Origin of the sequence: Paenibacillus sp. FSL R5-0887, from assembly GCF_038002305.1 — a bacterium.
GTDB lineage: Bacteria > Bacillota > Bacilli > Paenibacillales > Paenibacillaceae > Paenibacillus_AQ > Paenibacillus_AQ odorifer.
Genome location: NZ_JBBOCE010000002.1, coordinates 2,162,130 through 2,175,156 on the forward strand (window position 1 = coordinate 2,162,130; position 13,027 = coordinate 2,175,156).

Sequence of the window (13,027 nt, forward strand, 5' to 3'; positions counted from 1 at the left end):
CGCTGCTAGAGCAATAATGGCGCTAATGGTAATAGACCTTGTTAGGTGATTATTATCGTCCGGATAATACGCGGAAGCAAGGGTTTCATAGATCTAAAATAGTCTATGGACTGTTCAACAAATTTTGTGAGTGCTGCGGAGATGATTTTATAGGATCAGCTCCGCAAGACGATGAATGCCCTGCTCAATCGCTGCCTCATTTACTTTTGCAAACCCCAATACCCATCCTTTTCTTTTGCTATCCAAACAATAGGGTCCAAGAGGGTACACACGTATTCCATGTTGTAGGGCTAACTTTGTCACAGCTTCTTCGTCGAATGTTTCCTCAGCTTCTAATAACATATGTAATCCAGTTTCTACTCCACTGAGCGTGAAGTGCTCCCCTAAACCGCTAGCCATAATAGCTTTTGCCATGACCTCGTGTCTTCGCCGGTACACATTTCTGACTCTTCGCATATGGCGCATAAAATGACCATTTTTAATGAAGTGGGTTAGTGTTAGCTGATCCATAATCGGAAGATGACGGTAAGTCAGCTCCTGCACCTTCGCTAGCTGAGCAATTGCCTCGACTGATCCAACAATAGCCGAAATACGAATGCCTGGTGCAATCATTTTAGAGAAACTCATGAGATACAAAGTATTATTAGATGCCTGACTAAACAGCGTTGGCAGCGGCTCCCCGCGATATCGAAATTCACTATCATAATCGTCTTCAATGATCCAAAATCGTTCTTGAACGGCCTTATGCAGCAATTGTTGCCGGCGGGGCTCCGACATAACGACCCCTACTGCGCACTGGTGGGAAGGGGTGGCAAAGACCAGTTTGGATTGCGGGTGAATATGCTCAACCACTAGACCATACTCATCAACAGGAACGGGTACCACATTCATACGGCGGTATTTCATTGCCATCCAAGCAGCTGGGAAACCTGGATCTTCTACTGAGACAGTGTCCCCATCAGCTAAAAGTGACTGTGCGATTAAGTCAATACTATGCTGAGCTCCTGAGGTCAACAGAATCTGATTGGTTTGGACATGTATGCCCCGTTCAAGTGATAAATAACGCTGTATTTGCTCACGTAATGGTGTGTACCCGTAGCAGTTACCGTAAGCCCAGCTTGATAAATCCATTTCAGCGGATGCCTGGAGCAGCGATTGCCGCCAGTTTTTTTGGAATTGTTCGTCCAAATAGGGTTCATGGGGACTGAAATCAATATCCACTTCTAGCGGCTCTTTACCTCTGAACCAGTCATGTAATTGATCAACAGCTGAGTCTAGCAAGGAGAGTGAAGGAGGTGTGGGGCCCTCTGTTTCTATTTCCTTCGTTGATATAGCGACTTGCTTCCATGTACTAACTCGCGTCCCTCCCCGGCGGGAGGTAACTGTATAACCCCGACTTAACAATTCCTCATAGACGATCTGTATAGTTGAGCGGGAGACACCTACGATGTGCGCAAGTTCGCGGGTAGGAATCAGTAGTTCTCCTGGTGCCCAGACTCCGCTAGTAATATTATGGATCGCTTGATCAAGCAATTGCTGCCAGATCGGTCTCTTATCATTACGAATTACTTTCATCATCGTACATACCTCCAAATAGAAACTCCAATCATAAAAAGCTGGTTATGGATTGCTCTAAACAGCGAATTATGGATATTTTAATGCAATCCATTCATTGATATACTACCGTAACAACGCAGGTATCCGCAATTTAAATAAAAGGAGAGATTCGATATGAATTCGGTTCGTTACAAGACCAGGGAATGCCTAGATCAAGAGAAGATTGAAAGGTTCCTTCACCAAACGAGATTAGGTTATCTGGGGTTGGTTGATGGGAACCTCCCTTATGTTGTGCCACTTAATTATGTATGGACTGAAGGGAAACTGTATATTCATGGGGCTGGAGATGGAAGACGTAATCAGGTCATGCGTGATAATCCGGAGGTGTGTTTTACGGTATGTGAGGAATACGGAACTATTACAGATCCGGTACCAGCCAAAACGGATACAGCTTATATGAGCGTAATGATTTTTGGACAAGCAGAACCGATTTCAGATTTGGATGAAGCCACACACGTACTTCAGGAATTGATCAATAAATACGTACCCGGTTATTATAATCGCCCCTTGTCCAAGCAGCATGTGGAAAAGTATAGATCGGCTGTATTTGGCGGTCCGGTTCAAGTTTATCGGGTAATTCCGTATCATATCACGGCAAAAGAAAGTCCTATTGAAGCAGAAAAAATGTATAAAAGGGGCATGGGTACTGGACGAGATGTTTAGCCGCAAGATACCATTACAAATGGTGTTATGCTAACGAGGTCTTTGGCAGCCTTTATGTCCTAATCATATGGGGAGAGGGAGGCTTTTTAGAGGTACTATCTATCAAAGTAGGCCGCAATCCAATGAAGGAGGGCGGCCTACTTATTTTTACATTTATTTAGGTTGTTTACGTCTTCTGAGATAGGCCCAGAACACAAATACCGCTAATAGAGCAATAATGGCGCTAATGGTGATAGACCTTGTCAGATGATTATTATCGTCCGCATAATATGCGGAAGCAATGGTTCCCGACCCATCCTGCTCGTCATCGGAAGAATCGTTCTGCATCGTTTGTAACACATCAATTAAATGCCCGGGTGCTTGAGGCTCCGAAATATTGCTTAGTCCTTTTGTTTCTGCTGATGAGGCTTGTTGTGGGGCGATGATTAGTTCCTGATTGTCTTTCTTGAAGGCAGCTATATATTCGTCCCGCTCACGGATAAGTGTAGGCTCACTCACTTCACCCTCAGCTTCTAGTGAATGAATAGCATAGGCCAAAGTATTAGGATTTCCTCCAAACTCAGTAACTTGATAGGACCCGTTTGAATCCTTTTGAATGATCATTTTAGATTTGGGTATTCCGCCCGATAAAATAAGAAACTCCCAGTTGTCTTGGGGTGTGACCGTTTCAATCAGACTATCGGAAGCCGCCCTAAGCTTAGCGCCATCAATAAAATGAATCTGCATTCCTTGACCTACGGTAATTTCACTAATCTCTGCTTCATTGTTGTAACCATACCCTTCAGGATCTTTAGATAGCCCTTCTTTAATCAATGTTAATCCTTCTGTATTTGCAAAAGAAACAACATCTTCAGTTACGGTCTGAGCCCATACAGGTGAGAAAAAAGTCAGAAATAAAACGAATGAAGTTACAGTTAACAGCAGCGTTTTCTTAATGGGAAGCCCTCCTTAAATATATTTGTTGAAGCCATGAAGTCCCCATCTCCAGGTTCTATCGTAGCTGGAGCCACCTTTAACGTTGGTGTATAACATGGAGGTTTTTGTGCCCCCACTCGGGTTCATGTGTTGAATCCAATCATTTCCACTATATGTGTCGTACCCATAGATAACTACTGCGTGCCCGCCACCGGTAGCACTATTCCATTTCCAGCTTACATATATAGGACTGCCAACATTATCAATCTGGTTTTTTACATCGCTGTAAGATAGTGCTCCTGTATGATTCCAACTGGAGACACCATAATCATGAATGCCTTCTTGAACAGTTCCATAAGATTCACTCTCGTCTGTTGTACAGCCGGAGGTTCCCTTCACATGATTATAAAAAGAACATTGGCTTACAGAGATTCCGTAATATTGAAGTATGGTAACGCTAGTCGCAGCCCAGCACCAATTATTCTTAGCTTGTGTAGCTGTAGGGTAGCCAATTAAATTAGTCGCATATGCTTGGGAAACAAAAGAAAAAAGAAAGACTGAAACAAAGGTTCCAACAAGCATCAATCTCTTTTTTAAAGATAATTTCATGAATGGAATCAGCTCCTTATTATGGATTAATATTCCTTTTAATAACACTATTAAAATACCGTATATTAACTTATGTGTAAAGTTTACATATTTTTTCGTTTTTATAATACAGTCTACACATTTGATATGGAGAGGGGGATACTGATATGGATAAGGAAATATTGATGCTCGTAGGAATACGTGCTCCAATGATCCAAAGCAAGCCATTCATAACAAAAGCCACTCCGCTAAGGAATGGCTTTTCTTCATTTACTCTGCAATTACTAGTTACAACTGAGGTTCTTCCTTGCTAACTAGGTTTGCTTTCTTTTCAATCATGAGCTTGTTTTTCGTGGGCATAAATAAGGTTATAACAAATGCGGCAATGGATAAAATCATCATGAAGTAGTAGGCGTCACTTGCCCCAAGAATTGATGTAAGGGATTTAAGAATCTCAGGAGTAGTGGAGGGATTGTTCAGCATCACTGTAGTTGCATGACTTGTTGCCTGCACTGTATAAATTGTAATTACGACAGCAGTACCAATGGCCCCGGCAATTTGGCGAACGGTATTGTTCACAGCTGTACCATGAGTGCCAAGTTGTTTGGGCAACGCATTTAGTCCGGCTGTATTGAGTGGCATAGTAATGAAGCTTAATCCAATTCGCAGGCCAATAGTACGAATCATTAGATACGTATACGTAGTTGATTCAGATAAATCTGTTACCGCCCACATAGATGGAATAATAAACAATAGACCAATGATGAACAGCGGTTTCGCACCGAAACGGTCGTATAATTTACCGGTGACGGGTGACATGAACGCATTTACGAGTGCGCCCGGCAACAATAGTAGTCCTGCATCAAATGCTGTAAACCCGCGGCCATTCTGCAGATAAATAGGCAATAAGATCATATCTGCGTACATCATCATCGTGATTAATACGTTAATAAGAGATGTCATCGTAAAAACCTTATTTTTGAAGACCGACAGGTTTAGCAGCGGATCATCCGATTTGATTTGTCGAAGACAGAATACGGCTGTTACCACGACCCCAATCCCTAAGGTCAGGATCACGATTACATCATCCCAGCCTTTACTGCCTGCACTACTGAAGCCGTATAAAATTAAGCCAAATCCGACGGTTGATAAAAGAACACTTATGACATCAAGCTTCGACTTAGACGTCTCAGATACATTCACTAAATACTTGAGTGCCAACGCTATAACAATGAGGACAAGTGGAATAAGCCCGATAAATAACCAGCGCCAAGAGTGGTATTCGACAACAAAACCCGCGAGCGTTGGCCCAATAGCAGGAGCGAATATCATCGCCAGTCCAAGCAGTCCCATAGCGCTGCCACGTTTTTCAACGGGGAAGATCGCCAGCACAACACTCATCATGAGCGGCATTATAATGCCAGCACCGGCAGCTTGGATCATTCGTCCGATTAAGAGTAGACTAAAGCTCGGCGCTGCTGCACAAATTATAGAACCGATTAATAAAAATGACATGGCACTTATAAATAATTGCCGTGTTGTAAAACGTTTCATTAAATAGGCCGTAATCGGAATCAAAATCCCGTTGATCAGCATAAATCCTGTTGAAATCCATTGTACGGTTGTTGCCGTGACATCAAATACATCCATCAGACTACTTAAGGCGACATTTAAAAGCGTCTGATTGAGTGTGGATAAGAAACAACCAAAGATTAAGATGGTTAGTAAGATCCCTTTATTTATTTTCTTAATGTCTTCTTGCATGTTGCAGTCCTCTCTTCATTGCTTTTTCGACATAGTGTCAATAAAATAAATCATATCAGGATTTAAATAGTATTCCTATTTGCAATTTTATTGAAAATGTCGACTAATCGACAGAATAGGCAAATTAGTTGATGAAAGGCCATTTAAACGATAATAGAGGGATGAAATGACTGAACATAAAAGAGTTGACCCACGAGCTATTCGCTCAAAAAAGATGCTTAAGAACGCCGTTTTTTCATTATTGGCCGACAATGTGGAGATTTCGCAATTGACCGTCCAAAAAATCGCCAACCGCGCGGAACTAAATCGTGCAACGTTTTATTTGCATTATGAGGATATTAACGATTTATTGCGCCAGATCGTACATGAAATCTTCGATGACCTGTCCATGAAGGTTGAACCGCTATTACAAATGAAGAGCAACAACGAACAGGAGCAGCTGGTCACCTTTTTAAATTATTTTTTTGAATACCGGAAAGTTTTTGCTGTATTGATTGAGCATAAAGGCTTCAAAAAACACTTGACCAACCTGTTAAAAAGTACTGTCGAAAAACGAAGAAACGCGAGGAACATTGACCTTACTAAGGAGGTAGTCTCCGTTGATATTATTGCAGCCTCACTACTGGGGATTATTATGTGGTGGATTAAGGATGGCAACCAATATAGCGCTGAATACATAGCGGGGCAAATTACCTTGATGTATAAAAGAAGGTATTTATAAGAGCTTTTATGATATATTCAAGTAAAGTTTGAGTCCCTAGCCAATAATCTAAAAAGGAAGTGCGAACAATGGATTTAGAAACGGTCATGCAAGAGCTTGAAGCTCTCGGCAAGGAACGCACCAAGAAAATATATCTATCCAATGGCGCGCACGAACCGCTTTTTGGTGTGGCCACAGGCCAGATGAAGCCTATCTTTAGAAAAATAAAACATAATCAACCCTTGGCCGAGCAGCTTTATGCTACGGGAAATTACGACGCTATGTATTTTGCCGGGGTGATCGCGGAGCCTAAAGCAATGACCGAGTCGGATTTTGAGCGGTGGATTGCTGGCGCTTATTTCTATATGCTATCGGACTTTGTGGTGGCAGTAACGTTGGCGGAGACGGATATTGCGCAAGAGGTTTCTGATAAATGGATTGCCAGTGAGATAGAGCTGAAAATGTCGGCGGGCTGGAACTGTTACTGCTGGCTGCTCGGAAATCGCCCGGACAGTGAATTTTCCGCAGAAAAATTGGCCGCTATGTTGGAGCTTGCTAAAAATACGATTCATGATGCTCCTGAGCGAACGAAATACGCAATGAACAATTTCATCTACACTGTGGGCGTATCCTATCTGCCGCTTCATGATAAAGCGGTTGAGATTGCAAAGGAAGTTGGCCCGGTGGAAGTCCATACCGGTAGTGCAAAAAGCAAGATTTTGAATGCTTCAATTAATATTCAAAAGGCAGTTGATAAATCGCAGCTCGGCTTCAAACGAAAACATGTAAGGTGTTAGTCAATCATGGACATCAATGACCTTATTGCTGTATGGAATCACGCGAATTGCAAAGTAGTTGATATTCGTCGGATGACCCTTAGACCTGGCGAATCTATACCTTCCTATTACGTCCCCTCAAGGCTGTTTCTTATGTCGATTCACGGTAATGCTACAGTTAACCTGGGAAGCCAAGTTCACCGTTTACAGCGCTTTACAGTGCTTCATGTAGGCAAAGGAACTGTGCTCAACATTGACGCAGGCAGCGAGGGGCTGGATTACTATAGCATTTATTATAAAGTGAGTATGCATCCCTCACTACCCTTAGAGATTGCTACGCTATACGAGGGCGCTAAATCCTTTGATCATTCGTACAGCATGACGCCTGACAATTCGGTAGCGCTGTATCGCATAGTGAGCGAGATGTTTAAGGAGTGGGAGAAGCCGCAGCCGCTTGCGCGGTTGCATGTTCGCACTTTACTCCATCAGTTTGTGTATGAGCTATTTCATCAAATGTCGGTGCAAGGGGTTAATACGACTAAGCGTGATCTGGCCGCCCGGATTGCCGACATTATCCATGAACATTATACGGATAACATTACGCTGGAATCATTATCGGAAAGCCTGAACTATAGCGTAACCCATTTATCTTCCTACTTCAAAATCCGTACTGGACTTAGCCCGATTGATTACTTAATTAAGGTGCGCATCGAAAAAGCGGTGGCACTTCTGCTGGAAACAGATGCTACGCTGAAGGAAATTGCAGTGGGTGTCGGTTATCAAGATCCTAGTTATTTGGGCAGGCTGTTCAAAAAGTATAAGGGTGTTTCCCCGATTAGCTATAGAGAATTGCATTCCAGAAAGAACAAACTAGAAGATAGTCCTGCCACAAGCATAGAATCCTCCATTGTTGCCCTTGAATCATTTGACTATACTGATTATATTGATAACGATTATCAGTATCATTTTGATCAAGAGGGAGATTCATTCATGTTTAAACATTCAAGGCCTACGCTGGCATCGGTATTGCTGTTAAGTTTCATTTTGGTACTGAGCGCATGTGGTACAAACGGTGCTACGGAGAATGCTGCCTCACAGCAGCCGAAGACCAAAATCGTTAAAACGGTTAACGGTGAGGTGGAGATCCCCCTTCATCCCAAAAGAATTGTTGCAGGTGAATATCTCGGCAGCTTAATTGCGCTTGGCATTACACCTATCGGAACCTCCGAACATCATATTAAAAATCCATATTTTCAGGAGTATTTGAAAGACGTTGAGAATATAGGGGACGGAAATGGAAATGTTGAGAAAATTCTGTCGCTTAATCCCGATTTGATTATTATGGATGATTTCTATCCTGAGCTAAATGAGCAGATGTCAAAAATCGCACCTACGGTCGTTATTCCATACGCTTCCTTAAAAACGGTACATGAGGAAGTGGGTTATTTCGGTGAGCTGCTTAGTGAAGAAGATAAGGCCAAAACCTGGCTTGCAGACTATGACAGCCGTATGGCCAATGCCAAGGAGAGCGTATTGAAGGTTGTGCCTGCAGATAGCACATTTTCCATTATTGAATGGTCTGAAAACAGCTTGATGGCCGTCGGAACAGACTTCGGCAAAGGTGGACAATCAATCTATAATGGATTGGGATTTAAGCCTCCTGCGGATATCGCCGCCGAAATGGCCGATCCGGGCTGGGCTTCATTCTCTGCTGAGGTCTTACCAAAGTATGCCGGTGACTATATTATTCTTACCTCCGACTCGAAAAAGCTGGATGAACTTAAAGCCGACCCGATCTGGGGCGCACTGCCAGCAGTCAAAAATGATCACGTATTTCTTTGGACAAGCGATCGCTCCGGCTACTGGGACCCAATAGCTATTCTGAGTCAGACAGAAGAGTTGGCGGCTTGGCTGACAAGCCACTAATACAACGTGTATTCCAAACCTAAAAGGCCCCCTTCGGGTGCCTTTTTAGGTTTTTTTGGAGATGGTTCGCCGCCATGTTCTATGTGTCATTCTCCAGCTGATTCTGCAGTAACATCAAGATAATTGATCCTGTATTGCGACGGTGACAGCCCATATTTCTTCTTAAAGGCAGCAGCAAAATAAGAACTACTATTAAAGCCAACTTCGCTGGCAATGTCGTTAATATTGAAATCTTTCTTTTCCACCAGTAGAGCTGCGGCTCTTTGCAGTCTTAATTGATTTATATAATCTGGAAAGGTCTTCTGCGTATAGCTGTTGAACAGTTTGCTAAAGTACGATGAGCTCATATTGTATTTTTCAGCAAGGGCATCAATGGATAGCGTATTATCGTTAATATGCTCATGGATATACTCGATCGCCTTCATAATGTTGTTTTGCACCGTTAATGAACGGGAAGTTTTTAACTCTAAACAAGCACTGTCGAGCATTGTTTTTAGCAGGGTACTAAGCTCATCAATATTATTGCAGCTTTGCAGCTTCACATAGACATCCAGATAGATGCTACGGTATTCCTTATTTTCTACTATGGAGTTATGCGCTAGCATAGCAGCATCAGCAAGCAAATTGGCTAAATAACTTAAACCTGCTTCATACTCAATATTCTTCACAAGCTCAAGTAAAGCTTCTATATTTTCAAGAGGGATTGTTTGCAATTGGTTGCTTTTAATTAGCTCCAAAATCTTCTGTGTCAACTCATTCGCTTGCCCTTTGGATAGACTACTTGGTGTAAAGGTGTCAAAGATAAAGTACGACTGCTTGTAGCAAAACAATTTATTTCTTATCAAATGTTGGACTTGTTCATAGGAATCCGGTAATTGCTGCAAGTTATATGCTATTTGTGAAATGCCTATAGTGATATGAACTTTATAGTTCTCGGCAAGCTTATGAATCATTTGTTCAGCGTATTGCGCCATAACTTGCAGATCGTTTAGTAAAATACCCGACCGTCCTTCGCTGACAATTAGAATGAACTGATTGCTGCTTATCGGATAGGCTTTATAATCTATTTCCCGGCTCCATATTTGTTGCCCGACATTTTGCAAAAGAAGTAAGAGATTATAATCGAGATCTAGAGCAGAAGGTGCAGTAACTTCTACACTGATAACGCGATAATGTCCTTGATCTCCTAGCTTTTCTTGCAGGCTTTTCAGTTCTCGCGGCAGTTGCGGGTCTGCATTTTGTTGACTATAGTTACGCTTTTGAAGAAAATCTATAAATTCATTGCTGCTGTGCCGTGATTCCAAGGCACTCATTTTAGAAAGCGCTTTCGAGATTGTCAGTGATGCTGTTTGTATCTCATCATAATGATTTCCATGTTCTTGCTCCTCTTCATCATCCTGCTCCGAGTTTCTGAAGGCTGTGTAAATATTGAGCAGCATATGATTAACTGGTTTGTAAACTTTATTAGTGAACACATAACTTAATAATAGCGCAATGAAAATAATGAAGATGGAGAAGATAATAATCGCATTTCTAGCCTTAAGTAATTGTTCAATACTGCTTTGATAGTCCATGACGGAAACGATACTGTATCCTTCATGCCCATTATTTACATAGGAAATTACTATATCTTCATCTTTACCCTTATTTTTCGATGAATAGCTGTTATAGCCATCTGTGGCATGCGCTATTTCATTTAGTGTAGTTGGTGCTATGGGATAATTATTGTTTTGTTCAGTTATAATTTGGCTTGTTTGATTATCTACGATTAATATACTGTCAGACTGATCTTCATAGCTGGAAAGAATGCTCTTACGTAATGTTTCCGTATTGGAGACTATGATAATACCACTTTGACTAGTGCCGTATAAGGCTGTGCGCGAGGTTTGAAAAAATACGAGTCGCTGGCTGCCATCTGCTAATGTAATCGGAATAGGATAACGATCCGTCTTAGATTGCAGTACTTGCTTTAAAATATTTTGTTTTTCATTTCGATTAAGATAGTAGTCATCCAGTTCATAAATGATGTCATCCTGATTAAAAAAGAAAATGGAGTTGACGGATTCGTTCGCATTCAAAATCGGGTGTAAGTTATTGCTTATCTCTATCGCGTCCAATACGCTGGTGTTTTCATAGTCATAAATGTAAGAAATAGATTTGGGCATTTTATTAATAAGCTCTGTCAGGCGACGGTATTGATCTAGTTTGCTGTTGTATACGGTACTGATATTTTCCAGCTTATTTCGCAACATGTCATTAATTTGATTTTTCATATAAACATTAAAATATTGGAAGGCCGCAACATTGATAATAATTACAGTAATAATAGAAATGGATAAAAAGTTCATATAGACTTTGGACTTAAAGCTTTTGCGCCATCTATTGGCATATTTACTTACAAATTGTTTGCCTGGATTCAACAGCTTCAATAGCTTCATTCCCTCCTTATATGAAATTATGAAGGAATAGCCTAATTGTGAGTTGATGAATCAGGCTATTCCGATAGTCATATAAGCTTAATTAGTTGCTTTTTTGCTGGAAATGAACTCACTAAATTGTTTTTGATATTCAGCAATAAATTTTTCTAAACCGGCATCACGCAGCTTTTTCAAGGCAGTGTCAATATTGGAGTCATAGTCTTTAAAACCTTGTGATATGGGTTGTATATATTCTTGTTCTACGGCTTGCATTTGAGCGTATTCCGTTTTTACGGGCTCCATGTTGAAGGAGAAGCCAATATCTTTTTGTAGTATCGAGCCTTCGTTCCAATTTTGATACGTACTGATTTGTTCTTCAGTAATATAATCTCTAAATCTTGTAAAATGAATGTTATCAGGCAACCAAGTGTCGAACAATGTATCTTGATTAATAAACTCAATCTGTCCATCAGCAGTTAGGTTATAATCTTTGCCTTCAACGCCATACAGAATAAAGTCTGTCCATTCTTGACTGCTTTGCAGTAAGTTAATTAACTTCACGTAACCCTCGAGGTCAGCACCCTTTACATTAGCCCCAACTGCAAACGCTGTAGAATATGTGCCGCGTGACATTAGTGGTTTTTTCGCAGGATCACCTAAATAGTAGTTTTTGAACACCGCATTAGGGTTAGCTTTGCGTATGGCATCCATATACTCAAATACGCGATAGCTTGCACCCATGCCGAATAATGCTTTGCCTGCAAAAAACGATGAATCTGCTTGTGCAGGATTTGACAAGGCGTAGCTTGGGATAAGACCTTCTTTATTCCATCTGCGGGCGATATCCGCCATTTGTTTGTATTCGTCCGATTCATAAAAGCTGTAGACAGTCGGATCTTCCGGCTTGTTGCCATCGGTCATAATAAAGCTATACGGCTGATAAATATTAATGTTTGAATTAATCGAGCCATTGAAGATATTCAAGCTCCAGCCGCGTCCTGAGCCAATCATATCAGGATATTTTTGCTTTGCCAATTTGTAAAATTGCTCAACATCCTCAACGGTTTTCAAATCGGTCATACCGACTTCTTGCAGCAGATCCTCTCGTGCAATAATCACATAATTTTCTCCAGCATTTGGTTTATTGCCGAAAGGTAATGCATATTGCTTTCCGTTGACCTTCCAGATGTCAAACGCTTCATCGCCGCCCGTATTCTTTTTTAAATCGCCAGCATATTTTTCAGCAGCTTCAGTCAAATCAGCATAATAGCCCTTGGCAACGGATTTTGCCATAAATGCAGTATCGGTATATGTGGCGAATTTTTCGCCGGATGATAGCATTAGCTCGGTTTTACCAGTTGCATACTCGGTCCACGGTAAATATTGAATACTTACATCGACGTTAATCGCTTGCAGAACCTTGTCATGAAACTCATTTTTCGCAAAATCAGCCATACGTTTTGACTGCTCCCCGTAAAGCACTAACGTTGCTTTGGTCGGCTGATCGCCACTGCCATTATTGCTATTGTTGCTACCAGCTTCGTCCCCTTGCGACTTGCCGCCGCATCCGCTTAAAAGTCCCGCCAGCAGTAAAGATGCAAGCAGTAAGGTGAACCCTTTTCTCGATTTGCCCATAAGAACACTCTCCCAAATTTATATTT

The 13,027-nt window shown here is 41.5% G+C and carries 10 protein-coding genes; 4 read left to right on the forward strand and 6 right to left on the reverse strand.

Annotated elements, in window-relative coordinates; genetic code table 11:
• Positions 1 to 147: 147 nt before the first annotated feature.
• Positions 148 to 1,578 carry a MocR-like pyridoxine biosynthesis transcription factor PdxR gene (pdxR, locus tag MKY14_RS27425; RefSeq protein ID WP_340977767.1) on the reverse strand — a complete coding sequence of 477 codons (1,431 nt, stop codon included), beginning with the start codon at positions 1,576 to 1,578 and terminating at the stop codon, positions 148 to 150.
• Between the two features lie 153 nt (positions 1,579 to 1,731).
• On the opposite strand from pdxR, the gene MKY14_RS27430 reads away from it, so the two are divergent.
• Complete coding sequence (locus tag MKY14_RS27430; protein ID WP_036682364.1) at positions 1,732 to 2,280, forward strand: pyridoxamine 5'-phosphate oxidase family protein; 549 nt, start codon at positions 1,732 to 1,734, stop codon at positions 2,278 to 2,280.
• Between the two features lie 153 nt (positions 2,281 to 2,433).
• Here MKY14_RS27430 and MKY14_RS27435 read toward each other — a convergent pair whose 3' ends face one another.
• From MKY14_RS27435 to MKY14_RS27445, 3 genes are all read right to left on the reverse strand, one after another.
• Positions 2,434 to 3,093 (reverse strand): hypothetical protein, encoded by a 660-nt coding sequence (locus tag MKY14_RS27435; RefSeq protein WP_340977769.1) that lies wholly within the window; start codon positions 3,091 to 3,093, stop codon positions 2,434 to 2,436.
• A gap of 135 nt (positions 3,094 to 3,228) precedes the next feature.
• On the reverse strand, positions 3,229 to 3,804 hold the full coding sequence (locus MKY14_RS27440; RefSeq protein WP_340977770.1) for a C39 family peptidase: 576 nt from the start codon (positions 3,802 to 3,804) through the stop codon (positions 3,229 to 3,231).
• Between the two features lie 267 nt (positions 3,805 to 4,071).
• A complete protein-coding gene (locus MKY14_RS27445; protein ID WP_076276312.1) occupies positions 4,072 to 5,547 on the reverse strand; it encodes a DHA2 family efflux MFS transporter permease subunit in 1,476 nt (491 codons plus the stop codon).
• Positions 5,548 to 5,713: 166 nt separating this feature from the next.
• Here MKY14_RS27445 and MKY14_RS27450 point away from each other — a divergent pair, with 166 nt between their 5' ends.
• From MKY14_RS27450 to MKY14_RS27460, 3 genes are all read left to right on the forward strand, one after another.
• Positions 5,714 to 6,268 carry a TetR/AcrR family transcriptional regulator gene (locus MKY14_RS27450; RefSeq protein WP_076124245.1) on the forward strand — a complete coding sequence of 185 codons (555 nt, stop codon included), beginning with the start codon at positions 5,714 to 5,716 and terminating at the stop codon, positions 6,266 to 6,268.
• 68 nt (positions 6,269 to 6,336) lie between these two features.
• Positions 6,337 to 7,044 (forward strand): DNA alkylation repair protein, encoded by a 708-nt coding sequence (locus MKY14_RS27455; protein ID WP_038573880.1) that lies wholly within the window; start codon positions 6,337 to 6,339, stop codon positions 7,042 to 7,044.
• Between the two features lie 6 nt (positions 7,045 to 7,050).
• Positions 7,051 to 8,949 (forward strand): AraC family transcriptional regulator, encoded by a 1,899-nt coding sequence (locus MKY14_RS27460; RefSeq protein ID WP_340977772.1) that lies wholly within the window; start codon positions 7,051 to 7,053, stop codon positions 8,947 to 8,949.
• 86 nt (positions 8,950 to 9,035) lie between these two features.
• Here MKY14_RS27460 and MKY14_RS27465 read toward each other — a convergent pair whose 3' ends face one another.
• Together MKY14_RS27465 and MKY14_RS27470 are read right to left on the reverse strand one after the other, a co-directional pair.
• Positions 9,036 to 11,387, reverse strand: a complete 2,352-nt coding sequence (locus MKY14_RS27465) for an AraC family transcriptional regulator (RefSeq protein ID WP_340977774.1) — start codon at positions 11,385 to 11,387, stop codon at positions 9,036 to 9,038.
• 78 nt (positions 11,388 to 11,465) lie between these two features.
• Positions 11,466 to 13,001, reverse strand: a complete 1,536-nt coding sequence (locus MKY14_RS27470) for a DUF3502 domain-containing protein (RefSeq protein ID WP_340977776.1) — start codon at positions 12,999 to 13,001, stop codon at positions 11,466 to 11,468.
• Positions 13,002 to 13,027 lie beyond the last annotated feature (26 nt).

Coding starts and splice junctions, on each gene's coding strand:
- MKY14_RS27450 (WP_076124245.1), top strand. CDS start 5,714: ATGACTGAACATAAAAGAGTTGACCCACGAGCTATTCGCTCAAAAAAG.
- MKY14_RS27430 (WP_036682364.1), top strand. CDS start 1,732: ATGAATTCGGTTCGTTACAAGACCAGGGAATGCCTAGATCAAGAGAAG.
- MKY14_RS27445 (WP_076276312.1), bottom strand. CDS start 5,547: ATGCAAGAAGACATTAAGAAAATAAATAAAGGGATCTTACTAACCATC.
- pdxR (WP_340977767.1), bottom strand. CDS start 1,578: ATGATGAAAGTAATTCGTAATGATAAGAGACCGATCTGGCAGCAATTG.
- MKY14_RS27455 (WP_038573880.1), top strand. CDS start 6,337: ATGGATTTAGAAACGGTCATGCAAGAGCTTGAAGCTCTCGGCAAGGAA.
- MKY14_RS27460 (WP_340977772.1), top strand. CDS start 7,051: ATGGACATCAATGACCTTATTGCTGTATGGAATCACGCGAATTGCAAA.
- MKY14_RS27465 (WP_340977774.1), bottom strand. CDS start 11,387: ATGAAGCTATTGAAGCTGTTGAATCCAGGCAAACAATTTGTAAGTAAA.
- MKY14_RS27440 (WP_340977770.1), bottom strand. CDS start 3,804: ATGAAATTATCTTTAAAAAAGAGATTGATGCTTGTTGGAACCTTTGTT.
- MKY14_RS27470 (WP_340977776.1), bottom strand. CDS start 13,001: ATGGGCAAATCGAGAAAAGGGTTCACCTTACTGCTTGCATCTTTACTG.